Genomic DNA, 23,736 nt, shown 5'->3' with positions numbered 1-23,736 from the left:
GTGAGCCGCGTCTCACCTGACCCCGCCCGCTTGTCTATGCAACGAGTTGCATAGCAGGATCCTCGCATGGCGCTCGACCACGCGATCCTCGTCTCCCTGCTGGAGAAGCCGGGCTCCGGCTATGAGCTGGCCCGCCGGTTCGACCGGTCCATCGGCTACTTCTGGACCGCCACCCACCAGCAGATCTACCGCGTCCTCAAGCGCATGGAAGCTGACGGCATGCTCGCCGTCCGCGAGGTCCCGCAGCAGGGCCGGCCGGACAAGAAGGAGTACTCCGTCGCCGGCCCCGGCCGCGCCGCCCTCTCCCGGTGGCTGCACGATCCGATCGAGCCCGAGAGCCTCCGCCACGACCTCGCCGTGAAGATCCGCGGAGCGGCCTTCGACGACCCCGCCGGGCTGATCGACGAAGTCGAGCGGCACCGCCGGGCGCACGGCGAACGCCTCGCCCACTACCTCGCCGGAGAACAGCGCGACTTCACCGGGCCCGACGCCCCCGCACCGCTCGACGCGGGCCGGGAACTCCAACACGTCGTGCTGCGCGGCGGCATCGCCTACGAGCGGATGACCATCGCCTGGCTCGACGACGTCCTCGGCACCCTCCGCCGGCTCGGCGCGGCACCGCCGGCCGCGACCGACTGAACCGCACCGCACCCAACCCTTCGGAAGGCGAACCTCCATGACCGATCCGCTGCTGTTCAACCCGCACACCTACGACCCGGCGCACTTCGACCCCGAGACGCGCAGGCTGCTGCGCGCCACCGTCGACTGGTTCGAGGAGCGGGGCAAGCGCAAGCTGATCGAGGACTACCGCTCCCGCGCCTGGCTGGCGGACTTCCTGGCGTTCGCCGCCAAGGAGGGCCTGTTCGCGACCTTCCTCACGCCGGCTTCCGCGGCCGGCGACGGCGAGGGCGACAAGCGCTGGGACACCGCCCGCATCGCCGCCCTCAACGAGATATTCGGCTTCTACGGCCTCGACTACTGGTACGCCTGGCAGGTGACCATCCTCGGCCTCGGCCCGGTCTGGCAGAGCGACAACGCCGCCGCGCGGGCCCACGCCGCGGAACTCCTTTCCCAGGGCGAGGTGTTCGCCTTCGGCCTCTCCGAGAAGTCCCACGGCGCCGACATCTACTCCACCGACATGCTGCTGGAGCCGGACGGCAACGGCGGCTTCCGGGCCACCGGCTCCAAGTACTACATCGGCAACGGCAACGCCGCCGGACTCGTCTCCGTCTTCGGCCGCCGCACCGACATGGAGGGCCCGGACGCCTACGTCTTCTTCGCGGCCGACAGCCGTCACCCGAACTACCACCTCGTCAAGAACGTCGTCGACTCCTCCAAGTACGTCAGCGAGTTCCGCCTCGACGACTACCCGGTGGCCGCCGAGGACGTCCTGCACACCGGCCGAGCCGCCTTCGACGCCGCCCTCAACACCGTCAACGTCGGCAAGTTCAACCTCTGCACCGCCTCCATCGGCATCTGCGAGCACGCGATGTACGAGGCCGTCACCCACGCCCACAACCGCATCCTCTACGGGCGCCCCGTCACGGCCTTCCCGCACGTGCGCCGCGAGCTGGCCGACGCCTACGTCCGCCTCGTCGGCATGAAGCTGTTCAGCGACCGCGCCGTCGACTACTTCCGCACGGCCGGCCCCGACGACCGCCGCTACCTCCTCTTCAACCCGATGACGAAGATGAAGGTGACCACGGAGGGCGAGAAGGTCATCGACCTCATGTGGGACGTCATCGCCGCAAAGGGCTTTGAGAAGGACAACTACTTCGCCCAGGCGGCCGTCGAGATCCGCGGCCTGCCCAAGCTGGAGGGCACGGTCCACGTCAACCTCGCGCTGATCCTCAAGTTCATGCGCAACCACCTGCTGGAGCCGGTCGAGTACCCGGCCGTCCCGACCCGCCTCGACGCGGCCGACGACGACTTCCTGTTCCGGCAGGGCCCGGCCCGCGGCCTCGGCTCCGTACGCTTCCACGACTGGCGGCCCGCGTTCGACGGGTACGCCGAGGTGCCGAACGTGGCCCGGTTCCGCGAGCAGGCCGACGCCCTGTGCGAGTTCGTCGCCACCACGGCCCCCGACGAGGACCAGAGCCGCGACCTCGACTTCCTGCTCTCCGTCGGCCAGCTGTTCGCGCTGGTCGTGCACGCCCAGCTGATCCTGGAGCAGGCCCGCCTGACCGGCCTGGACCAGGACGTCCTCGACGAGCTGTTCTCCGTCCTCGTCCGCGACTTCTCCGGCCACGCCGTCGAGCTGTACGGCAAGGACTCCGCCACGGCGGAGCAGCAGGCCTGGGCGCTGGGCGCGGTCCGTCGCCCCGTCGTCGACGAGGCGCGCGCGGCTCGCGTCTGGTCCCGTGTCGAGGCCCTGTCCGGGGCCTACGAGATGGCCCCGTAACAGCACGGGAAGCGGGCGGCCTCCCCACACCGTGCGGTGGAGGCCGCCCGCAGCCGCGCCGCGGACTTTGCCGCGGTCCTTCCTCCGGCTCAGCCGATCAGCCGTCGGTTCCAGGTCAGCGGAGTGACCGTGACCGCCTCGCCCGGGTCTCCGTTCCACGAGGTGGGCAGGCCCGCGCGGGCGAGGGCGGCGACGACCTCCCGGCCGACGGCGGCGGTGGTCTCGGGCGAGCCGTCGAAGCCGCCGTACAGCAGGTTCAGGCCGTGTCCGGCCGCCGCGCCGTCCGTGCACTGCATGTGGAAGTACACGAAACCGCGGGCGTCAGGGCTGCCCACGGCGCCTATCTCGCTGGTGCCGCAGGTCCGGCAGCAGCTGAAGTGTTCGCGGGCCGTGATCCCCGCCGCCTCCAGCTCGGCGAAGGCCCGGGACAGCCGCTCCGGGTCGGTCTCGCCCTCCCAGCCGGCCTGTTCCTCGACCCGCTCCCGCCACATCCGGTCGGCGAGCGCTTCGGCCTGGGCCCGGGAGACGGGCCGGCGGTCCCCGGACACCAGGTACTCCTCGGCTGCTTCGGCGAGCTCGGCCCGGGTGGCGTAGCCGGCCGCGAGCACGTCGCGGACCTGGTCCTCCAGCAGCCGCCGCTCCTCCTCGTCGAGGTCGAGCGGCGGCGCCGGCTCGACCGGCGGGAATTCCAGCCCCTCCCAGGACAGCCCGGCGTCCCAGCCGTCCCGGCGTCCGCCCGCCCAGGCCGTGATGGCGGACACGACCACCTCGGGGCTCCGGACGGAGGTCTGGAAGTGCCGGTCCGGACTGCCGGCACGGTGCTCCAGGGTGTAGTCCTCGCCGGTGCGGTGCCACACCTGGATGAAGAGGTCGGGCAGGTCCGGAACCGCTTGGACGACCAGGAAGTGGTCGTCTTCGCCGCCGATCCGGTGGACGAGCGCCGCGAGTTCCCCCTCGGTGGGCCGGACGTGCCGGGAGCTGGGTTCGGTCAGGATCGTGATGTCGAGCATGGTGGCCACTGTGCCAGGCACCACTGACAACGGCGCCGGGCCCCTGCCTCCGTCAGACCAGGGTCCTCGTCAGCAGGTCCGCGGTCTTGACGATCAGGTCGTTGTCCCGCGGAGCGGTCGCCTCCGGCCTGGTGGTGAGGATGGCCAGCACCACCGGCGGCCGTCCCGGCGGCCAGGCGATGCCCACGTCGTTGTTGGTCCCGTACGAACCGGCGCCGGTCTTGTCCCCGAGGGCCCACTCCGGGGGCACGCCCTTGCGCATCCGCTCGCTGCTCGTGGTGTTCGACAGCAGCCACCGGTTCAGCTGCTCCCGGTGCCGCGGGGACAGAGCGTCGCCGAGCGCGAGCCGCGCGTACGTCCGTCCGATCGCGCGGGGGCTGGTGGTGTCGGTGACCCGCGAGGGCTCGGCCGAATTCAGCGCGGGCTCCCACCGGTCCAGCCGGGTCGTGCGGTCCCCGAGGGTACGGCAGAAGCGGGTGATCGCCGTGGGGCCGCCGAGTTCGCGCAGCAGGAGGTTGGCGGCCGCGTTGTCGCTCTGGGCGATGGCGGCCGAGCACAGCTCGGCCACCGTCAGGCCGTTCGCGATGTTCTTCTCCTGCTTCGTGATGTCACCGCCGTCGGCGTCCAGGACGTCCTGCAGCGTGTAGTGGATGCGCTTGGCGAGGTAGGTGCCGTCGTGGTCGAGGTCCCGCATCACGGCTGCCGCGGCGACGGTCTTGAACACCGAGCACATGGGGAAGAGCTCGTCGGCGCGGTGGAGTACGGTCCGGCCGGTGGCGGTGTCCCGGGCGTACACCCCCAACCGTGCCCCGTGGTCGCGCTCCAGCCGCCGCAGCTGTGCGACGACGCCGTCGGAGCCGTGCGGCGAGGCGGCACGGGCGGGGCCCGCCGGCAGTGCCACGGCCAGTGCCGCCCCCGCCCCCGCCGTCAGCAGCGCACGACGGGACGGTGTTGCTCCCTGTGTGTTCACGTCAGCGTCTCCTCTGTCTTGCTCGTGGTGGTCGGTCACGTGACAGGAAGGACGCCAATCAAGATCATTGCGGTTCCCGGGGTCGGCCCGGCGGATCGGCCGCTGCTGGCGCCCTATCCCCGTCCCGGCCCGTACAGCAGTGCCTCCAGCCCGTGCGCCGCCGCCGACCTGGTGAAGTCCTGCCAGCCGATCGCGCCGTCGCCGTCCGAGTCGATCAGTCCGAACGCGGCGGTGGCGTCCCGGCCGGGCACTCCCTTGAGTTCCCGCCACATCGTGAAGTCGTGGAGGTCCATCAGCCCGTCCCCGTCCCGGTCGGCCACGGTGAACTGCGCGTGCAGGACCGCCATCACCTCGGACGAGCCGGAGGGTGCGCCCGAGGTCGCCTCCGACGCGGGCAGGGAATCGAACCACTCCCGGTACTCCTGCCGGTCGATCCTCCCGTCGTGGTCGCGGTCCACCAGCTCCGCCTGCCGCTCCCACAGCGCCTGGTTCGCCTCGATCAGGGCGCGCCCCTTCGGCGAGTGGGGCCCCATGCCGTACGACTGCAGCAGCTGCTCCGCGCTGGTCCGGTAGTCCTCCGCGGTCAGCACGCCGTCCCCGTTCGTGTCCAACCGGTCGAAGATCTCGTCGGCCACCGCCGCCTTCTTGACGCTCATGCCGGGAGCGTAGGTGGCGGCAGCTCGCAAGCCGCCCGATTGACGCGCTCGGGGGCGTGTCCCGGCATCGGTGAACCAGGTGGGTGTACTGGTGGCACACACCGCGCTGGAGAGGCGGCGCGATGTCTGACGCGAGCACGGGCGAGGACGGAGACGACGGCGGCCTCGGCCGCCTGGAATGCGACGACGCCCCCGCCGCCCGGGCGGTGCGCACCCGTACTCGCCGCCGCCTTCGCCCGCGAACCGGCCACGGCATGGATCGCGGGCGGATCCGCCCGCGCCCGCCGGGCCTGGTTCGCCGCCACCGTGCGGACGCACGCCACGCTCCCCGGAGCCCGCCGCCACCTGCTGACCGACGGCGACGGCCGCCCCGTCGCCCATGTCCTCACCCCGCCCGCCGCAGTGCCCCCGGCCATCGCCCGGGCGGCCTTCGCGGCCCGCACCCTGGCGCACTGCGGCCCCCGCGCCCTGACCCGGACGCTGCGCTACCTGCACGCCACGGAGGCCGCGGCTCCTGCGGGGGCCTGGACGCTGGAGTTCATCGGCGTGGAGCCGGGCTCCGCGGGGCGCGGCGCCGGACGGCAGCTCCTCGACCAGTTGCTCCGCACCACTCCCGCCCCCGACGGCATCTTCCTGACCACCGCCGACGACGCGAACGCCAGCCTCTACCGCCGCTTCGGCTTCACCACGCTCCGCCGCCTGACGGTCGGCCCGCTGGTGACTACGGCGATGTGGCGGCCGGGCCCGCCCGGATCCCCGTCACCCGGCGGATCCCCGTCACCCGGCGAACGCACCCTCCCCCGAGCGATCGGTCAGTCCGGCGCGGTCCAGCGGGCGGCGAGTTCGGTGCGGTTCGCGTAGCCCAACTTGCCGAGGATGCTCCGTACGTGGGTCTCCACCGTGCGTTCGGAGAGCACCAGCTCTCCGGCGATCCGGCGGTTCGACCAGGCCTGCGCCACCAGCACCACGATCTCGCGCTCGCGGCGCGTGAGGGGAGAGGCCCCGGCCCGCAGGACGCCGATCTCGCCCCCGAGGCGTACGGCCGCCGCGGACGGGCCGGGCTGGCCGAGCCGGTCGGCGATCTCCCGGGCCTCCCCGGCCAGGGCGGCGGCCTCCGCGAGGGCGTCGCGGTCGCGCAGGACGGCGGCGAGGTCCAGGCAGGTCAGCGCCACGTACGGGTGGGCGCCCAGCGCCCGGTTGCGGCGCAGCGCCGTACGCAGGTGGTCCTCCGCCTCCGCCGGCCGGCCGAAGACCGCGGCGAGACGGCCCAGTTCGCGGCTGACCGAGCCCGAGAACCAGGCCGTGGGCGTGCCCACCGCCCCGGGGTACGGGGCGAACAGCACGAGCTGGGCGAACACCGTCCGGGCGGCTTCGGCATCGCCCGTCAGGGCGATCAGGTCGACCAGGTGCAGCAGCACCGCCGGCCACGTCGGGTTCGTCATCGGGACGGGCAGCAGGGGACGCAGTTGGGCGTACGCCTCCCGTGCCTCGGCCGGCCGTCCGGCGAGGAACAGGGCCCGCGCCCGTAACGACAGGAACAGCGGGTTCCGCGGTGCGCGGTCGAGGTCGTGCCACATCGCCTCGTCCATTTCGGCGGGGTCGCCGCGCAGATGGGCCAGCTGCTGGCGCAGTACGTGGTCCATGGTGGCCGCGGTGCGGTCCCCGCCGGCCACGGCCAGCGCGGCGGCCTCCGCGTTGCACGCGCGGGCGGTGGCGAACCGCCCTTCCTGCGCGGCCCGGGCGGCGCGGACGCGCAGCAGGTGCCAGCGGGCCAGCGGCAGTCCGCAGCGGTCCGTGATCGCCCCGATGGCGCGGATCGCGCCGTCGACCAGGCCCGGCCGTCCGAGCAGGTACCCGGCCTGCACGCGCCACTCGTGGCCCAGCACGGCGGCCAGCGGATCGCCGAGCTGCTCGGCGCGGGCCACGGCCAGGTCGCCCAGACGGAGGCGTTCGGCGGTGTCGTCCGGGTGGGCCAGGGTGCTCTCCACCGCGCGGGCCGCGTCGAGTTCGGCCGGCGGATCCCCGGCGGCCGAGGCCAGGGCGAGGGCGGCGCGGGCGTGCGCGGCCGCCGCGGCGGGGGAGCCGAGGTCGGCCGAGGCGGTGGCGAGCTGGGCGAGGAGCCGGGCCCGCACGCGGTCGGGCAGGGCCCCGGCGTGCACCAGCGCCGCCTCGCACAGCCGGGCGATCGTCTGCGAGGCGTGCGGGAAGGTGACCCCCTGCACCACCAGCGCGGCCTCGGCGAGCAGGCCCGGACGGTCCGCGGCGGTGGCCGCGCCGGTGGCCTCCGACGCTTCCGCGCAGTGGCGCAGGCTGACGTCGTAGCGGCCGGCGAGGTACTCGCCGCGGGCCAGCGCGAGGAGCGCCGGCGCGCGTCCCGGATCCCGGGTGTCGAACGCGGCGGCGGCGTCGGCGAGATGCCGGGCGGCATCGGCGTAGGCGTGTCGGCCCCGGGCCAGGTCCGCGGCGATCCGGGACCAGTGCGCGGCCGCCGCACGGTAGCCGGGCTCGCTGCCGGCCCGGCGCCAGTGCGCCGCGATCCGCGCCGCGTCGGCGGGGTCCCCGGACGCCTCCAACGCCCGTGCGGCGGCCCGGTGCAGGCCGCGCAGGGTCGCCGGATCGGTCCGCCCGAGCACCTCGTCGCGGACCAGGTCGTGGCTGAACCGGTAGGTGCGTCCGGTGTCGTTGGTGTGCGCGGCCGTGAGCACCCCGGCATGCCAGGCCGCCGCGAGCGCCTCGCCGACCGGGCCCTCGCCCAGCTCCGGCAGGAGCGGGGCGAGCCGGCCGGCGTCCAGCTGCCCGCCCAGCACGGCCGCGGCCCGGACGACGGTGCGCTGGTCGGGGCCCAGACCGGCGAGCAGGCCGCCGACGACCGCGCCCAGGTCCGCGGCGTGCGTGCGCAGGGCCGCGACCAGCAGCGGCAGCCCGCCCGTACGGCGGTACGCCTCCGCGGCGGCTTCCGGCCCGCCGAGGCACTGGGCGACCTCCTCCGGTGTGAACGGCGCCAGCCGCAGCACCGAGGCCCCGTACCGGCGCAGCTCCGCGAGCGCCCCGGCGGCGTCCTCGGGCACCGGCTCGCGCAACGTGCCGATCACGAGCAGCCCGCACTCGGCGGCCAGGCCGGTCACGTGCCGCAGCAGGTCGAGGCTGGCGGCGTCGGCCCAGTGCAGGTCCTCCAGGACGACGGCCAGGCCGCGCCCCTTCGCAGCCGCTTCGGCCAGTGCCTCGGCCATCCCGGCCAGTTCGAGGAACCGGGCCGCGGCCGCGGCGGCCTGCGCGGTCGCGGTCCCCGCCTCCGGAGCCGGCACGGGCGGGCACGGTTGCGCTCCGGCGAGCCGCAGTGCGCGCCGCCAGGGCCACAGCGGCGGCGCCACCGCCCCCCTCGGGCAGTGGCCCCGTACGACGGTGAGGCCCGCGGAACCGGCGTGGCGGCGCAGCGCCTCGGCGGCGAGCGTGCTCTTGCCGATACCGGCCGGCCCGGTGACCAGAACCACGGATCCGATGCCCTGCCCCGCTGCATCCATCTGCCGTGCGAGGCACGCCAGTTCGGCCGCGCGCCCGACGAAGTCGCTTCCCACCCGTGCAGTATCCCGCAGGACGCGGAAGCTGCGGACCGGTCACCGGATCTGCGCACCGCGGTTCGACCGCCCACGGCGCGGACGTGCTCCAGGGGGAGGAAGGGGGCCAACCCGAAGGCAGGGGCGCCGCACGGCCCCTGTCGCGACGGCTGTCCGTCCGGGGGGGCGAGTCCTATCCGAACGGCCGACGCGCAGCCCCGGCGGCCCGCACCGTCCGGCGGGAGCGGTTACGGTGCCCTGACCCCAGCAGTTCCGCACACCGCCGGAGGCCTCACCGTGACCACGGACGACACGCAACCCAGCCAGCCCACCCTGCGCGCCCTCCTCGCCGAGAGCCGGCTCGGCATCCTGGCCACCATCAAGTCCGACGGCCGCCCGCAGCTCTCCCCGGTCATGCCCAGCTACGACCGGGAGACCAACACCCTCTACGTCTCGACGACCGAGGGCCGCGCCAAGACCGCGAACCTGCGCCGTGACCCGCGCGCCACCCTGGAGGTGACCAGCCCGGACGGCCGGGCCTGGGCCGCTGCCGAGGGCGTGGCGACCCTCACCGGCCCGGGCACCGACCCGTACGGCCCCGAGGTGGAGGCGCTGGTGGACTACTACCGCCGCGCCGCCGGCGAACACCCGGACTGGGAGGAGTACCGGTCCGTGATGGTGTCCGACCGCCGTGTCCTCATGACGATGACGGTCGACCACCTGTACGGCGCCGTCCTCGGCTGATCCCCGCCGGCCGTCGGTCGGTACGTCCGTCCGTCCGTCCGGCAGAAACCTTTCCGGGGTGAATTCGGGACGGCCGGGCGGGTGACGTGCCCGCCCGACCCGTGCCACGGCCCCGGCGGGCTCGCTACAACGCTGCCCGTGAAGCCGAGCCCGCCCCGCGCCAGTGCCCTCCTCACCGCCGCCGCCCTCGCCACGGCCCTCGCGGCCTGCCCGGTTCCGCCCGCGGCGGCGGCCGCGGCCGCCGCCCCGGATCCCGTCGTCTTCGTACACGGCTGGAACAGCGACGGCTCGATCTGGGCCACGATGGCCGACCGGTTCCGCTCCGACGGCTGGCCGGCCGGCCACCTGAACCGGTGGAGCTACCCGACCAGCCAGTCGAACACCACCACCGCAACCCGACTCGCCACCGAGATCGACCGCGTTCTGGCGGCCACGGGAGCCGCCAGGGTCGACCTCGTCACCCACTCCATGGGTTCCCTCTCCTCCCGTCACTACCTCAAGAACCTGGCGGCCGACGGGAAGGTGGACGCCTGGGTCTCCCTCGCGGGACCCAACCACGGTACGAACGCCGCCTACCTGTGCGGCGGCGCCGCCTGCGCCGACATGCGGCCGGGCTCCCCCTTCCTCACCGCGCTGAACACCGGCGACGAAACACCCGGCACCCCTCGCTACGCCACCTGGAGGTCGCCCTGCGACCTCGTGGTCAACCCCGACAGCACCGTCGCCCTCACCGGCGCGGTGAACACCGTGACCCCGTGCCTGCAGCACACCGCGTTTCCCACCGACAGGACCGTCTACGAGCAGGTCAAGGCGCACATCAGCTGATCCGCCGCCGCCCGGGGGAAGCGCCCCGTCCACCACAACGGTGTGCAAGGTGATCTGCCGGGCGCGGCAGCAGGCCGGAGGGCAGATCCCCCTCCCGCCGGTTACGCGGTGGGGACGAGGGCGTCGGCGGTCGGGGCAACGGGGCCGAAGAGGTCGGCGATGGTGGTCAGGGCCGCGGCCTGGAGGGTGGCGGCGGGCAGGACCGTACCGTCGGGGGCGGACAGCGCGCGGGTGGCGGTGGCCTCGGCGACCACGGTGGGACGGTAGCCGAGGGTGAACGCGCCCTGGGCGGTGGAGGCGACGCACATGTGGGTCATGAAGCCGGCCAGTACCAGCTCCTTGCCCGCGCCCAGCTCGCGCAGGGTCCGCTCCAGGGCGGTGTCCTGGAAGGCGTTCGGGAGCTGCTTGACCACGACCGGCTCGCCGTCGAGGGGTGCGACCTCCGGACTGATGGCGCCGATCTCGGCACGGATGTCGTACGGGGTGCCCTCCCCGCCGTCGTTGACGACGTGGATGACCGGGGCTCCCGCGGCGCGGGCGGCCGCCAGCAGGCGCGCCCCGGCCGCGAGGGCCGGTTCGGCTCCTTCGAGGGCCATCACGCCGCTGCGGTAGGTGTTCTGGAAGTCGATCAGGATGAGGGTGGTGTCGGCGAGCCGGGGCAGCCGGTCGTCGAGGCCGATCACGTCACGCAGGCGGGCGGAAGCGGTCATGGCAGGTTCTCCTTGTCGGTGGGCAGGGGTGATCGCGGGCGGTTCGGGCTCGCGGCAAGACCGGGCCGAGTCCGCTCGTGGGAAGGGGCGGGCTTCAGTGGGGGGTGATGGTGGTGGTGCGGAAGCGTCGGCGGTATACCGCCGGGGTGGTGCCGATCTGCTTGCGCAGCGCCCGGTGCAGGGTCTCCACCGAGCCCAGTCCGCAGGCGGCCGCGACCCGGTCCAGCGGCTGGTCGGTGCTCTCCAGCAGGCGGCGGGCCGCCTCCACGCGGGCGGCTTCGACGTAGGCGCCGGGGGTGGTGCCGGTCTCCTGGCGGAAGACCCGGGCGAAGTGGCGTTCGCTCAGGCGCATCCGCTCCGCGAGGGCCGCCGCGGAGAGGTCCGCGTCCGGGTGGTCGGAGATGAACGTCCGCAGCTCGTCGATGTCCCTGCGGGAGCCGGCGGGCCGGCTCAACGGGACCGAAAACTGGCTCTGGCCGCCCTGCCGTTTGAGGTACATGACCAGTTGGCGCGCGACCGCCAGGGCCACCTCCTCGCCCAGGTCCTCGGACACCATCGCCAGCGCGAGGTCCATGCAGGCGCTGATCCCGGCTCCGGTCCACACGTTGCCGGACCGTACGAAGATGGGGTCCGGGTCGACCGTCACCGCCGGGTGGTCGCCCGCCAGTTGCGCGGCCGTCGACCAGTGGGTGGTGGCCGTCCTGCCGTCCAGCAGTCCGGCCGCTGCCAGCAGGTGCGCGCCCACGCACACCGACGCCACGCGCCGGGCCAGCGGTGCGGCCGTCTTGAGCCAGGCCACGACGTCCCGGTCGATCCGGGCCACCGGACCGCCGGGGTGCAGGTCCACGGCGCCGGGCACCAGCAGCGTGTCCAGCGCGCCGGCCACCTCGGCGAACGTCAGGTCCGTGACCAGCCGCACCCCCGCAGACGTGGCGACCGCCCCGGAGACCGGGCCGGCCAGCTGGACCCGGTAGCCCGCCCGGCCGCCGGTCTCCCGGTTGGCCAGGGCGAACACCTCGGCCGGGCCGGTGACATCGAGGAGGTCGACATCGGGGAAGACCGCGATGACGACGCGGCGGGTCGTGGACATGCACCCATCGTCACGCCCGTCGCATGCGGCCGCAATGACGGTGTTCTGTCACATCCGGACATGCCGGTTCCTCGCCCGGCCCCGGTCAGGCGTCCAGTCGCGCGAGTCGTCGTCCAGGGCCCCCGGGACGGGTGTCGAGCCGGGTGAAGTACTCGGTGGCGGTGATCCGTCGGCGCGTCGCGACGGGGAGGCGGGAGAGGATCCCGGGGAGCGAGCGGGTGCGTTCCACTTCGCTCCGGTGGGCGAGGACGGCAGCCCACTTCCGCTCCAGCCAGGGCCGGACGTCGACGGCCGCCGTGACGTGGTCGTCCGGTACGGAACGGACCGGCTTCCCCACCCCGCTCAGGAGCGGGCCCAGGTCCCCGACGCCGGAGTGGGGATGGGTGGCCAGGTAGAGCGCGCGCGGCTGCCACGGCCGGCCCGCCTCCGGGTAGTGGTGCTCGAGTCCGGCGGCGTGTACGGCCAGCAGGGTCGCGCGGTGCGTGTGGACATGGTCGGGGTGCCCGGTCAGCTGGCCGTACGCGTCATGCGTGACGACGACGTCCGGCCGGAAGTCCCTCAGGTGCCCGACGAGGCGCCCCACGACCTCGTCCAGCGGCACGTCCAGCAACCGCGGCCTGCCGGGCGCCGAATCCGGAACGCGGGCGTCGGCGTACCCGAGCATCCGGAGCCGGCCCGCCCCGAGGATCCGCAGCGCCTCGCCGAGCTCGGCGGCCCGGTGGCTGTCCGACGCCCACGTGGCGGTGACCACGCCGGTCCGGGCTCCGGCTGCGGCGTGCTGGGCGAGGACACCGCCGGCGACCAGGGACTCGTCGTCGGGATGGGCGAAGACCGCGAGCAGGCTGGGGAACGACACGTCGGCCGTGCTCACGGCCCGACCTCCTCGGGTCCGCCCGTGCGGGCAGGCTGCCACCGGCACACGATCCGGCAGCGCGGCTTGTCCACGACGTGCCCGGCGGGCAGCCGGCCGTCCGGGGTGCCGGCCGGGTGCAGGGCCAGGGTCAGGACCGGGGTCAGGACCGGGAGCGGGGCAGCGGCGGGGGCCGCGGCACCGTGCCCGCGGAGTTCCCGGTCCCAGGCCAGGACCGCGGCGGCCATGGCGTCCCCCGCCGCCTTGCCGTCCGGGCCCACGGCCTGCACCCCGAACTCCCGGCGTGACACGCCCGAGGACGTGTCAGGTGTGACACGGCGCTGCACCAGGCAGGCCAGCGCTCCGGCCGTGGCCACGGCCGCGGCACCCTGCCCCTCCGGCAGCCGGAGGATGCCGGGCCGCTCGTGGTCGCCGGTGAGCCGGCAGAACCCGGGCAGGGTGGTGGCCAGCCACAGCTGCAGGACCTCCAGCGACTCGTCGTCGCGTACGGTCACGCCGGTCCACTGCTCGACGGCCTCGCCGCCCGCAAGGGCCCGTTCGATTCCGTCGAGCGGGAGGGGCGGAGTGTCCTCCCAGCGGATCCCGTACCCGGTCCGCCCGATCGGCACGGGGGACTCGTCCCGGCGCCCGACCCCCTGCACCGGCACGAACCCGCAGGGGCCGACGGCGGCGGCGAACAGCACCCCGCGGCGCTTGGTGAACCCGATCGCCCGGGTGCGGCCGCCGAGGCGGAGCGGGAGCACGAGGCGCCCGCCCTCGGCGAGCTGGTCGCGCCACGCACTCGGCACGTCGTCGGCAGCAGCGGTGACCACGATGGCGTCGAACCCGCCCGGGGGCAGCACAGGAGCCGGGACCCCGTGCGCGCCGTCACCGAGGACGGGCCGTACGCGGTCGGCGTACCAGGTCTCCTCCAGGAAGCGAACGGTCCGTGCGTGGACGGACGGATCGGTCTCCACGGACACCACGGACCCGCTCTCACCGACGAGCTCGGCGATCAGGCAGGCGTCGTAGCCGCCGCCCCCGACCTCCAGCACGCGGTGGCCCGGACGCAGGTCGGCGCGCCGGAGCATGACGGCCAGCATCTCGGGCCGGGACACCGGGCCCGTCCGGCGGCCCGGGTCACCCGGCTCTTCGACGCCCACGGTGGCGACGGCCCCGCTGGCGGCGGCCCCGTCGGCGGCGGCCCCGTTGGCGTAGGCACGTTCCAGCGGCTGCTCGGGAAGGAACGCGTGCCGGGGTACCCGGGCGAACGCCTCCCGCAGCTCCGGGATGTCCGCCCAGCCCTCCTCCACGAGGCCCGCCACCAACAGGGCGCGCAGCCGCGCAGCCGCGGGAGGCTCCCCGAACCGCAGGACCGCGGACCCGGCGGGCCGGGGCGTGTGGTGGGCACCCGGCACACCCGGCAACAGGCCGGGCCACACCACGTTCAGGGCCTGCGCCGTCGAAGTGAACAGCGGCTGCGGAAGACCACGCAGGTCAGCCGGGGTGTGCCACTCCCAGCGGGAGAACGGCTCCCGCTCCCTCACGATCGGCTCGCCCGCGTACCCCGTGAGCCGGGCCACCTCCGTGACCCGGGCCAGACCGTGCGCGGAGTCGCACAGCGTGCCCAGCAGCACCACCCGGTCCGCGGACGCGCGCAGCCCGGCCTCCTCCTCCAGTTCGCGGACCGCCGTTGCCTCGAACGCCTCACCGGGCTCGACCTTTCCGGCGGGCAGCTCCCACACCCCGCGGGCCGGGTTCCAGCCGAGCAGGACCTGCCCGTGGGCATTGGTGACCACCACCGCCACCCCGGCCAGCGCCGCCGGCCCGGGCGGCAGCTTCTCCCGGTAGCCGACCGTCCGGGCCCCGGGGCCGCGCAGCAGCAGCACGGTGGAGCCGTCGGCCTCGGTCCGCTCGGCGTGCTCCCACCCGTCGGTGAGCATGCCGATCTCGGCGTCGTCCAGGCAGATCCCGCGCAGCCGGGCGGGCTGCCGGTCGGCGTGCGGGGTGATCACGCACAGCGTGCCGTCCGGCCGCAGCAGCCGGCCGAGGGCGGCGGTGACCCGGGTGCGGTCGGGCAGATGGGCCAGCGCCCGCCGCACAGTGATCACGTCGAACCCGGGCCCGGGGCCGGAGTCCGGGCCGTGGCGGGGGGCGGGGCCACCGGGCTCGGCCAGCGCCGCGAGGTCGCCGTTCACCACGTCGAGGCAGTGGTAGGCGATGCCCGGCGGCGACGCGTCACGCGCCCGCCGGATCGCGGCCGCGGCGAAGTCGACCGCGTCGACCCGGTATCCGGCCGAGGCCAGGAAGCGGGCCAGCTCACCGGTTCCGCACGCGACGTCCAGGGCCCGCGCGCCCCGTGCGCCGTCCGGCCGGGGCCGCCGAGGGAGGAGCCGTTCGCGGAGGATGTCCTTCTCGGTTCCGCTCAGCGGCCGGAAGCCACGTCCGGAGTCGTAGTGGTCGTCCCAGTCCTGCGCGGTCGGGCTGGACTTCATGCCGGTGCACTCCGTTCCCGTGGTCGTGTTCGCATGAGTGTTCCGTTCGTGTCAGGTGGACGTCGACGGGCAGCGCGCAGCGCTCCCGCCGGGGCACGGCACCCCCCGTACCGGTCCTACGGAATCACGATGATGCTCGGCCCCAACCGAGCTCGCTGTACGAGCGGCCCGCACGGATCCCCTCGATCGCGGTCCGGGCGTACGGGACGATCGGCTCCGGGAGTGCGTCGGCGGGCCACCAGCCCCAGGACGCGCAGCGGTCCGGCTCGCGCACCTCGGGCTCTCCCCGCCACCGGCGGGCGCGGAAGACGAGCTGCATCCGCGGCTGTCCGCCCGGGTGGTCCACCACGTGCACGACATGGGCCAGTTCGACGTCCGCCGGGTCGATCACGAGAGCGACTTCCTCCTCCGCCTCCCTGACCAGGCACCTCACCGCGGACTCCTGCTCGCAGTGTCCGGCGAGGAAGTGGTGCGCGGCACCCGGGTACGCGGTGTCCGGGTGCCGCAGTCCGAGCAACACCGTGCCCTTGCGCTCCAGGTAGAGGTTGACACCGATGATGTTCGGCCGCGCTCGCCCAGCCCCACCACGACCGCGGCCGCCACCGGTCCGGTCGTCGGTCCTCGCCACCGCCGGTAGCCGTGACTCGGCCCTCTGGTGCAGGTCGATGACCTGCTGCGCCCACGGGCACATGGTCAGGTGGGGGATCCGGTCGGCGTCGAAATGCCGGAACATGATCCCTTCGGTGAGGGGGAGTGCGTCGGCGTCGCCGTCCCAGTGGCCGAGGTAGACCTCGATACGGCCCTCGGCCCCCTCGGGGCCGTGGGCATCGACCACCGCGAACGGCTCCAGCGGCAGCACGAGGCCGGTCTCCTCCAGAAGTTCGCGCTCCACCGCGTCCCGGCAGGCTTCGCCCGCCTCGCGGCCGCCGCCGGGGAGGGACCAGGTGCCGGGATGGCAGATGTGCGGCTTGTTCGCGTCACGGAGGTGCAGCAGGTACCGGCCGCGTGAGTCGACCAGCAGGGCAGCGGTTCCGCGTGGTTCGCCTGGGGCAGCAGAACGCATCGCTCGGGATTCCTTCCAACGGGCCGGGAGGGCGATGGACATGCTGCCCAGCCGTCCCCCGGACAAGCCCCCGGAACGCCCCGAACGCGGCCGGGGCCCGGCGGTTGTCCGGATCCGGCGTGACGCCCGGCTCCGCCACCAGCGCGTCCCGCCGGAAGCGGCGTCACCCTGGACTTCGGACCAGGGCTGACGGCCGCGCCACCCTGCGCGCGCGGAACCCCGCGGGACCTGCCTACAGCTTCAGGCCGATCTCCTCGCAGGCGGCCCTGTACCTGTCGGTGCAGATCTCGGCCACCGTGTACACCCCGTCGTCGACCACGGTGGACTTGACGTTGTCCCTGGTGAGCGCGATGCCCGGGACGAGCACCGCGGGCACGCCCTTGGTGGTGGGGCTGTCGACCTTCTGGTTGATGATGTCGTCGATCCGCTCGCCCTTGGCCAGGGCGACGGCCATCTCCGCGGCGGCCGCGGCCTCGGGGGCGTAGCGCTTGTAGACGGTCATGTGCTGGTCGCCCGCAACGACCCGCTGCACGCCGGCCAGCTCGGCGTCCTGGCCGGTGACCGGGGGCAGGTTGGTGACCCCGGCCGCCTTGAGGGCGGTGATGATGCCGCCCGCCATTCCGTCGTTGGCGGAGTAGACGCCGACGATCCGGCCCTTGCCGAGCGCCGTGAGGGCGGCGGCCATGTTGGCGTTGGCGTTCTCCGGCTTCCACTCGATGGTGTCGTACTCGCGGCCGATGCTCACCTTGCCGTCGAGGACGGAGTGCGCGCCGGACTTGAACTGCTTGGCGTTCGGGTCGGTGACCGAACCGTTCATCATGACGATCTGGCCGTCCCTGGCCTTGTCGCCGAGTGCCTCGAGCAGCGCCTTGCCCTGGATCCGGCCGACGTCCTCGTTGTCGAAGGAGGTGTAGGCGTCGATCGGGCCCTCGGCGAGACGGTCGTAGGCGACGACCGGGATACCGGCGTCCTTGGCCCTCTTCACGGCGCCCGCGATGGCCTTGGAATCCACCGCGTCGATGATCAGGACGTCCACCTTATTGGTGATCATGGTGTCGACCTGAGAACTCTGGGTGGCCGCGTCCTGCTTGGCATTGGCATAGATCACTTTGCCCTTGCCGCGCGTGAACTTGGCGACCTCCTTCTCGATCAGCGGCTTGTCGAACTTCTCGTAACGCGCGGTCTGGTTCTCCGGCAGCAGGAGGCCGACCTTGATCTCGTCGCCCTTGGCGGAGTCCCCCGGTCTTCCGTCACCGTCTTCCGCACTGCCGCAGGCGGTGAGCGAGACGGCCATTGCAGAAGCGGCGACGGCAACGGCGGCACGGCCCAGATGCGCGTTCACGATATAAACCTCCATGACAGGGCCGTGTCGTTGCGGCCGAGGTAGAGGCAGTCAACTGTGCGTAACGGCCACCGTCAAGAAGTGAATTATTAACGAGATGGCAACGTTGCCATCGGCAACCGATTCGTGCAATTCGGTCCGATTCCCGCATTTCATCGATCGGCGGTTCAGGGGGAAGTTCAACTTGTGAATGGCGCTTAACGCCTTGCCGGAAAACGGAACTGGCTGGTCCGAAAGGTGCCGCGGGGCCCGGGCGCTACCCGGGGTAAGGGTCGTAGCAGTCCGGAACGGGGTCGTAGAGGACGGCCCAGGTCTTCGGGCCGACGGTGCCCTGCCTGGCGAGGCCGTGACAGCCCTGGATCCACTTCATCTTGGCCTGGGTGCGGCGGTCGAAAACACCGTCGACGGCCAGCTTGGGGACTCCGCCCCAGATGTTCGACAGGCACTGCGCCTGCTTCACCGCCGCTCCCGTGCTGCCGTGCGTCAGGGTCGGCCGATGGGGCGACGATGTGTACGCGCATCCTCCGGGCGCCGCACTCGCCGACGGCGCCGTGACGCCCAGGGCTCCGGCGGCGAGCGCGGCAATGCTGAGGGCGGAAGCGATCCGGCGGTTCAAAGCGGCTCCTCTCGCCAGGCCTCGGCCCCGACGGCCGTCGCTGCGGACGGGGCGTAGTCCCATTGTTGGTCGCGGACGCCCGATCCGCAGGAGCAGCCACCGGCGGTGTCCGGGCAGGTCCGGGGTGCGCTATGATCGATCTCGAGCTCGCCGCCGCACGACGCGGTGGTGGGACTGGCGTTGGTGGTCCAAGGAAAGGCACCCCACTTCCTGTGGGGGGATGCAGGTGCAAGGCCTGCCCAGCGCTCGATCAAGGCCCCGGTCTCCTCGTGGAGACCGGGGCCTTCTGTCGTTCGCTGCTGCTGCTGCTGCTGCTGCCGCCGCCGCCGCTGCACCACCACCGTCGCTGCCGCCGGCGACCGGCGGAGCACGGGTGGCGTGCACGGCCGTGCGGGTCCACTCCGTCCGGTGGTGTGGCCCGAACGGCCCTGTCGGGCACGCCGCCGGCCGCACAAGGTGGTAGTCGGTCCACAGCAGGACGGCACGACGGCCACCGCCGACCGACACCGTGGGCCGTCACCGCCGACCGCCACCGTCACCGCCGCCGCCCCGACACCGTGAGGAGTCGTGATGTCCGCCGACACGCAGCCGGAGACCGCCGAGCCCACCGAAGAAGAGCTCGCCGCCCTGAACGCCCACTGGCGCGCGGCGAACTACCTCGCCGTCGGTCAGATCTACCTCATGGCCAACCCCCTGCTGACCGAGCCGCTGCGCCCTGAGCACATCAAACCGCGCCTGCTCGGCCACTGGGGCACCTCGCCCGGACTCAACCTGGTCCACACCCACCTCAACCGGGTCATCAAGGCCCGTGACCTGAACGCCCTGTGCGTCTGGGGCCCCGGCCACGGCGGTCCGGCCGTCCTCGCCAACTCCTGGCTGGAGGGCTCGTACACCGAGGTCTACCCGGACGTCACGCGGGACGCGGCCGGTATGGCGCGGCTCTTCAGGCAGTTCTCCTTCCCCGGCGGCGTGCCGAGCCACGTCGCCCCGGAGACCCCGGGCTCCATCCACGAGGGCGGCGAACTCGGCTACGCGCTCTCCCACGCCTACGGCGCCGCCCTCGACAACCCGGACCTGCTGGTCGCCTGTGTGATCGGCGACGGCGAGGCGGAAACCGGCCCCTTGGCCGCCGCCTGGCACTCCAACAAGTTCCTCGACCCGGTCCACGACGGGGCCGTCCTGCCGATCCTGCACCTCAACGGCTACAAGATCGCCAATCCGACGGTGCTGTCCCGGCTGCCCCGCGCCGAACTCGACGCCCTCATGCACGGCTACGGCCACGACCCGATCCACGTGACCGGCGACGAACCCGCCGCCGTACACCGTGCGATGGCACGCGCCGTGGACACGGCCCTGGACCGCATCGCCGCCGCGCAGGAGGCCGCCCGCACCGGGGGCAGCACCGACCGGCCCCGTTGGCCCGTGATCGTGCTGCGCACACCGAAGGGCTGGACCGGCCCCGCCGAGGTGGACGGCCTGCCCGTGGAGGGCACCTGGCGCGCCCACCAGGTCCCGCTGGCCGCCGTACGGGACAACCCGGAGCACCTGCGGCAGCTGGAGGAGTGGATGCGCTCCTACCGGCCCGAGGAGCTGTTCGACGCGAACGGCGCCCCGCTCCCCGAGGTACTGGCCGGGATCCCGCAGGGCACGCGCCGGCTCGGCGCGACCCCGCACGCCAACGGCGGACTCCTGCTGCGCGAGCTGCCCCTGCCGCCGCTGGAGCGCCACGCCGTGGCGGTCGACAAGCCCGGCGCGACGCAGCACGAACCCACCCGTGTCCTCGGGGACATGCTCCAGGACGTGATGCGGGCCACCGCCGACCGGCGCGACTTCCGCCTCGTGGGCCCCGACGAGACCGCCTCCAACCGCCTCCAGGCCGTCTACGCGGCCAGCGGCAAGGCCTGGCAGGCCGAGGTCCTCGACGTGGACGAACACCTGGAACGGCACGGCCGGGTGATGGAGATCCTGTCCGAGCACACCTGCCAGGGCTGGCTGGAGGGCTACCTGCTCACCGGCCGGCACGGACTGTTCTCCTGCTACGAGGCCTTCGTCCACATCGTCGACTCGATGGTCAACCAGCACGTCAAGTGGCTGCGCACCAGCCGCCGGCTGCCCTGGCGCGCCCCGATCTCCTCGCTCAACTACCTGCTCACCTCGCACGTGTGGCGGCAGGACCACAACGGCTTCTCCCACCAGGACCCCGGCTTCGTCGACCACGTCCTCAACAAGAGCCCCGAAGCGGTCCGCGTCTACCTGCCGCCGGACGCCAACACCCTGCTGTCCGTCGCCGACCACGTGCTGCGCAGCCGTGACTACGTCAACGTGGTCGTCGCGGGCAAGCAGCCCTGCTTCGACTGGCTGTCGATGGACCAGGCCAAGGCCCACTGCGCGCGGGGCGCCGGCATCTGGGAGTGGGCCGGCACCGAGGACGGCTCCCGGGAGCCGGACGTGGTGCTCGCCTGTGCCGGGGACGTCCCCACCCAGGAGGTGATGGCCGCGGCCCAACTGCTGCGCAGGCACCTGCCCGACCTGGCCGTACGCGTGGTCAACGTCGTGGACATCGCCCGTCTCCTGCCCGCCGGGGAGCACCCGCACGGTATGGGCGACGCCGAGTACGACGGGCTCTTCACCACGCAGCGGCCGGTGATCTTCGCCTACCACGGCTACCCGTGGCTCGTGCACCGGCTGGCCTACCGGCGCACCGGCCACCGCAACCTGCACGTGCGCGGCTACCAGGAGATCGGCACGACGACCACGCCGTTCGACATGGTCGTCCGCAACGACCTGGACCGCTACCGCCTGGTCATGGACGTCGTCGACCGGGTCCCCGGCCTCGCGGTGCGCGCCGCGGCGGTACGCCAGCGCATGGAGGAGATCCGGCAGCGCCACCACGACTGGATCCGCGAGCACGGCACGGACCTGCCCGAGGTCGCCGACTGGTCCTGGGACGGCTGAGGGGGCGGGGCGGGCGCCGGCGGGCGCCGCGGGCCCGGGCTCAGCGGAAGGCGGCGGCGTTCTCCGCGACCCACCGGTGGAACGGCCTCGCCGGGGAACCGGTGACCCGCGCGACGGTGTCGCGGACCCTCAGCAGCTCCTCGTTGACGTCGCCGCCCGTCACGTCGAGGACCGCGTCCGCGACCTCGTCCCCCAGGAACGCGGCCATCTCACGGCGGGCCTCCTCCCGGCCGATCCCGGTCACGGCCACCTCCCGCCCCAGCACGGCCGAGACGGCGGCCACCTGCTGCCGCGCCGTCACCCGCTCCGGGCCGGTCAGGGCGTACGTCCGGCCCCGGTGGCGGGCGTCGGTCAACGCCGCCCGCGCCACCGATGCGATGTCCGCGGGGTGGATGGTGGGCAGCCCGACGTCCGGGTAGGCCACCCGGACCGGGTGCCGGTCGCGGATCGACGGCGCCCACCACAGGGCGTTGGAGGCGAACTGCGTGGGGCGCAGGACGGTCCAGGCCATCCCGCTGTCCTGGAGCAGCCGTTCGCCGGCCGCGTGCTGAGCGGCGGGGCCCAGGTGCGGATGGGTCTGCACGGTGATGGACGACACCAGCACCACGTGCTCCACACCGGCCTCGCGGGCGGAGTGGAGGACTGCGGCGTCCGAATCCGGGCCGCCGAGGCCCGGTATGAGGAACAGCGAGCGCACGCCCTCCAGCGCGGGCCTCACCGAGGCCGCGTCGGCCAGGTCGCCCCGTACCGCCTCGACGCCCTCCGGGAACGAAGCCCGGGCCGCATCACGCGTGAGCGCCCTGACCGGCCCGGCACCGTGGGAACGAAGTTCGTCCACCAGGGCACGGCCGATGTTTCCGGTGGCTCCCGTCACGAGCATCACGAGCATCTCCTGTCGTCATCAGATGATCCGTCGGAGTAAACGCTAGAAACCCAACCGCACTTCAGGTCAAGGAGCGCAGTCGTCGTGTGTGCGGGGGCCCTCCGCAGGGAGCGGCGGCAGTGGTGTGCGCTTGAACCGTTCGACGCGTTTCCCCTTGAAAGTGCAACCATGCGCCCGTGAACGCCTTTGATTGAGATTGCCCATGTCGAGGAGTAGCCTCAAATCTGAGGCAGCCAGGTGGGTTGCTGTCCGCTCTCCGTTGCGGACAGCCTCCCCCGTGCCGGCTGACCCGCACCATCTGAACACCCCTCGACAACGCCGACCGGAACCTCACACCGCACATCACCGAGGAGTGAACGGTCATGGCAGAGAACCTCGCCGAGGCGTCCGTCGCGGACGTCCCGCCGTACTGCTCACAACCTCCGCGCATCGAACCCGTTCTGCCCCCCGACCTCGGCCCCGACAGGCTGCGTGCCATCGTGGTCGGCCGGGCCAAGTGGGTGAACGGCACCGTTCTGCACTACTGCTTCCTCAACGAGCCCGGCGTCGCCCTCGATGCGAACCAGCTCGACGAGATCCGGAGCGCCTTCAAGGAGTGGAAGGACGCGGGCATCGGGCTGGAGTTCCGCGAGGTGACGCGGTTCTCCGAGGCCGAGGTCCGCATCAGCCTCCGCAGGGGCGACGGCTCGTGGTCGTACGTCGGCCGGGACGTCCTGGCCATCCCGCCGCCGCAGCCCACGATGAGGTTCGGCTGGAGCCTGACCGACACGCCGCACGGCAAGGCGACCGCGCGGCACGAGATCGGGCACACCCTCGGCTTCGCCCACGAGCACCAGAACCCGTTCGCCGGCATCGAATGGGACGAGGAGAAGGTCTACGCCTCGCTGGGCGGCCCGCCCAACTTCTGGTCACGGGACAAGACCTTCCACAACATCCTGCGCAAACTGTCCGCGAACGAGGTCGAGGGTTCGACGTGGGACCCGCTCTCCGTCATGGAATACCCGTTCCCGGCGGGCCTGATCGTCCGCCCGGAGCAGTACCGGGGCGGAATTCCGGGGCCCGTGCGGATCTCCGAGCAGGACAAGAAGTACGTCCGCCAGTGGTACCCGGCCATCGACGCGAAGCCGCCGGAGCTCCACCCCCTGCAGTCGGTCGAGCTGGGCCTCTCACCGGGGGAGCAGGCCGACTTCACGCTCGCGCCCGCGGAGACGCGGACGTACGAGATCGGCACGTTCGGCAGCCACGACTTCGTGATGGTCCTGTTCGAGGACGTCAACGGCGAACTGCGCTACCACACGGGAACGGACGACAGCGGAAGCGACCGCAACGGCCGCCTGAAGGTACGTCTCTTCCAGGGGCGCACCTACGTGGTCCGCGCCCGGCTGTATTCCACCTGGGGCCCGGGCAAGGCGGCCCTCATGTGCTGGTGACGGTGAACCGCTCGCAGCCGCTGCGCATATGGGTGTGGGGGGGGGGGGGGGGCCGCCCCCCCCCCCCCCCCGCCGCGGGGCCCCCCCCCCCCGGGGGGCGCCGGGGGCCGCCCCACAACGGCGTCCGGGAATGTGTGGCGGG

General features: G+C 73.3%; 19 protein-coding genes. 7 read left to right on the top strand and 12 right to left on the bottom strand.

Annotated features, from left to right (window positions below; translation table 11 throughout):
* Positions 1–66: 66 nt before the first annotated feature.
* Complete coding sequence (locus tag ACFVGY_RS00240; RefSeq protein WP_385668494.1) at positions 67–639, top strand: PadR family transcriptional regulator; 573 nt, start codon at positions 67–69, stop codon at positions 637–639.
* A 37-nt stretch (positions 640–676) separates the two neighbouring features.
* On the top strand, positions 677–2,401 hold the full coding sequence (locus ACFVGY_RS00235) for an acyl-CoA dehydrogenase family protein (RefSeq protein WP_385668491.1): 1,725 nt from the start codon (positions 677–679) through the stop codon (positions 2,399–2,401).
* An 89-nt stretch (positions 2,402–2,490) separates the two neighbouring features.
* On the opposite strand, the gene ACFVGY_RS00230 is transcribed toward ACFVGY_RS00235, so the two are convergent.
* From ACFVGY_RS00230 to ACFVGY_RS00220, 3 genes are all read right to left on the bottom strand, one after another.
* A complete protein-coding gene (locus ACFVGY_RS00230) occupies positions 2,491–3,411 on the bottom strand; it encodes a DUF6891 domain-containing protein (RefSeq protein WP_385668488.1) in 921 nt (306 codons plus the stop codon).
* 52 nt (positions 3,412–3,463) lie between these two features.
* Positions 3,464–4,381, bottom strand: a complete 918-nt coding sequence (gene bla / locus ACFVGY_RS00225) for a class A beta-lactamase (protein ID WP_385668485.1) — start codon at positions 4,379–4,381, stop codon at positions 3,464–3,466.
* Positions 4,382–4,494: 113 nt separating this feature from the next.
* The gene (locus ACFVGY_RS00220) at positions 4,495–5,037 is read right to left on the bottom strand and encodes an EF-hand domain-containing protein (RefSeq protein WP_385668482.1); all 543 of its coding nucleotides are present in this window, start codon (positions 5,035–5,037) and stop codon (positions 4,495–4,497) included.
* 306 nt (positions 5,038–5,343) lie between these two features.
* Between ACFVGY_RS00220 and ACFVGY_RS00215 the strand changes: the two genes are divergently transcribed.
* On the top strand, positions 5,344–5,898 hold the full coding sequence (locus tag ACFVGY_RS00215; RefSeq protein ID WP_385668480.1) for a GNAT family N-acetyltransferase: 555 nt from the start codon (positions 5,344–5,346) through the stop codon (positions 5,896–5,898).
* Here the strand turns inward: ACFVGY_RS00215 and ACFVGY_RS00210 are convergent.
* A complete protein-coding gene (locus tag ACFVGY_RS00210; protein WP_385668477.1) occupies positions 5,850–8,612 on the bottom strand; it encodes an ATP-binding protein in 2,763 nt (920 codons plus the stop codon). The two genes, ACFVGY_RS00215 and ACFVGY_RS00210, sit on opposite strands and share 49 nt — an antisense overlap.
* Before the next feature lie 276 nt (positions 8,613–8,888).
* On the opposite strand from ACFVGY_RS00210, the gene ACFVGY_RS00205 reads away from it, so the two are divergent.
* A complete protein-coding gene (locus tag ACFVGY_RS00205; RefSeq protein WP_385668474.1) occupies positions 8,889–9,335 on the top strand; it encodes a PPOX class F420-dependent oxidoreductase in 447 nt (148 codons plus the stop codon).
* 138 nt (positions 9,336–9,473) lie between these two features.
* Positions 9,474–10,160, top strand: a complete 687-nt coding sequence (locus ACFVGY_RS00200; RefSeq protein WP_385668471.1) for an esterase/lipase family protein — start codon at positions 9,474–9,476, stop codon at positions 10,158–10,160.
* A 101-nt stretch (positions 10,161–10,261) separates the two neighbouring features.
* Here ACFVGY_RS00200 and ACFVGY_RS00195 read toward each other — a convergent pair whose 3' ends face one another.
* From ACFVGY_RS00195 to ACFVGY_RS00165, 7 genes are all read right to left on the bottom strand, one after another.
* Positions 10,262–10,870, bottom strand: coding sequence for an isochorismatase family protein (locus ACFVGY_RS00195; RefSeq protein ID WP_385668468.1), 609 nt, complete (start codon positions 10,868–10,870; stop codon positions 10,262–10,264).
* A gap of 94 nt (positions 10,871–10,964) precedes the next feature.
* On the bottom strand, positions 10,965–11,960 hold the full coding sequence (locus tag ACFVGY_RS00190; RefSeq protein WP_385668465.1) for a GlxA family transcriptional regulator: 996 nt from the start codon (positions 11,958–11,960) through the stop codon (positions 10,965–10,967).
* A gap of 85 nt (positions 11,961–12,045) precedes the next feature.
* On the bottom strand, positions 12,046–12,816 hold the full coding sequence (locus tag ACFVGY_RS00185) for a PIG-L deacetylase family protein (protein ID WP_385669814.1): 771 nt from the start codon (positions 12,814–12,816) through the stop codon (positions 12,046–12,048).
* Between the two features lie 11 nt (positions 12,817–12,827).
* A complete protein-coding gene (locus ACFVGY_RS00180) occupies positions 12,828–15,305 on the bottom strand; it encodes an NUDIX domain-containing protein (protein WP_385668462.1) in 2,478 nt (825 codons plus the stop codon).
* 124 nt (positions 15,306–15,429) lie between these two features.
* Positions 15,430–16,368, bottom strand: a complete 939-nt coding sequence (locus ACFVGY_RS00175) for an NUDIX domain-containing protein (protein WP_385668459.1) — start codon at positions 16,366–16,368, stop codon at positions 15,430–15,432.
* A gap of 232 nt (positions 16,369–16,600) precedes the next feature.
* Positions 16,601–17,662 (bottom strand): sugar ABC transporter substrate-binding protein, encoded by a 1,062-nt coding sequence (locus tag ACFVGY_RS00170; protein WP_385669811.1) that lies wholly within the window; start codon positions 17,660–17,662, stop codon positions 16,601–16,603.
* 304 nt (positions 17,663–17,966) lie between these two features.
* Positions 17,967–18,326: a peptidoglycan-binding protein gene (locus tag ACFVGY_RS00165; protein WP_385668456.1), complete on the bottom strand. Its 360-nt coding sequence runs from the start codon at positions 18,324–18,326 to the stop codon at positions 17,967–17,969.
* A gap of 570 nt (positions 18,327–18,896) precedes the next feature.
* On the opposite strand from ACFVGY_RS00165, the gene ACFVGY_RS00160 reads away from it, so the two are divergent.
* Positions 18,897–21,281 (top strand): phosphoketolase, encoded by a 2,385-nt coding sequence (locus ACFVGY_RS00160; protein ID WP_385668453.1) that lies wholly within the window; start codon positions 18,897–18,899, stop codon positions 21,279–21,281.
* A 40-nt stretch (positions 21,282–21,321) separates the two neighbouring features.
* Here the strand turns inward: ACFVGY_RS00160 and ACFVGY_RS00155 are convergent, their stop codons facing one another.
* Positions 21,322–22,164 carry an NAD(P)H-binding protein gene (locus tag ACFVGY_RS00155; RefSeq protein ID WP_385668450.1) on the bottom strand — a complete coding sequence of 281 codons (843 nt, stop codon included), beginning with the start codon at positions 22,162–22,164 and terminating at the stop codon, positions 21,322–21,324.
* A 362-nt stretch (positions 22,165–22,526) separates the two neighbouring features.
* On the opposite strand from ACFVGY_RS00155, the gene ACFVGY_RS00150 reads away from it, so the two are divergent.
* Entirely contained in the window at positions 22,527–23,594 is a 1,068-nt protein-coding gene (locus ACFVGY_RS00150) for a M12 family metallopeptidase (RefSeq protein ID WP_385668447.1), read from the top strand.
* Positions 23,595–23,736 lie beyond the last annotated feature (142 nt).

It is taken from the genome of Streptomyces sp. NPDC127106, from assembly GCF_042677605.1.
Classification (GTDB): Bacteria; Actinomycetota; Actinomycetes; order Streptomycetales; family Streptomycetaceae; genus Streptomyces.
The sequence above is the reverse complement of the archived record's forward strand: the minus strand, read 5'-3'. Positions and strand labels throughout refer to the sequence as shown.

What these genes read in the sequence shown, in the direction of transcription:
- ACFVGY_RS00240 (WP_385668494.1), top strand. Translation starts at nt 67, where the DNA reads ATGGCGCTCGACCACGCGATCCTCGTCTCCCTGCTGGAGAAGCCGGGC.
- ACFVGY_RS00235 (WP_385668491.1), top strand. Translation starts at nt 677, where the DNA reads ATGACCGATCCGCTGCTGTTCAACCCGCACACCTACGACCCGGCGCAC.
- ACFVGY_RS00230 (WP_385668488.1), bottom strand. Translation starts at nt 3,411, where the DNA reads ATGCTCGACATCACGATCCTGACCGAACCCAGCTCCCGGCACGTCCGG.
- ACFVGY_RS00220 (WP_385668482.1), bottom strand. Translation starts at nt 5,037, where the DNA reads ATGAGCGTCAAGAAGGCGGCGGTGGCCGACGAGATCTTCGACCGGTTG.
- ACFVGY_RS00195 (WP_385668468.1), bottom strand. Translation starts at nt 10,870, where the DNA reads ATGACCGCTTCCGCCCGCCTGCGTGACGTGATCGGCCTCGACGACCGG.
- ACFVGY_RS00190 (WP_385668465.1), bottom strand. Translation starts at nt 11,960, where the DNA reads ATGTCCACGACCCGCCGCGTCGTCATCGCGGTCTTCCCCGATGTCGAC.
- ACFVGY_RS00180 (WP_385668462.1), bottom strand. Translation starts at nt 15,305, where the DNA reads ATGAAGTCCAGCCCGACCGCGCAGGACTGGGACGACCACTACGACTCC.
- ACFVGY_RS00175 (WP_385668459.1), bottom strand. Translation starts at nt 16,368, where the DNA reads ATGCGTTCTGCTGCCCCAGGCGAACCACGCGGAACCGCTGCCCTGCTG.
- ACFVGY_RS00170 (WP_385669811.1), bottom strand. Translation starts at nt 17,662, where the DNA reads ATGGCCGTCTCGCTCACCGCCTGCGGCAGTGCGGAAGACGGTGACGGA.
- ACFVGY_RS00160 (WP_385668453.1), top strand. Translation starts at nt 18,897, where the DNA reads ATGTCCGCCGACACGCAGCCGGAGACCGCCGAGCCCACCGAAGAAGAG.
- ACFVGY_RS00150 (WP_385668447.1), top strand. Translation starts at nt 22,527, where the DNA reads ATGGCAGAGAACCTCGCCGAGGCGTCCGTCGCGGACGTCCCGCCGTAC.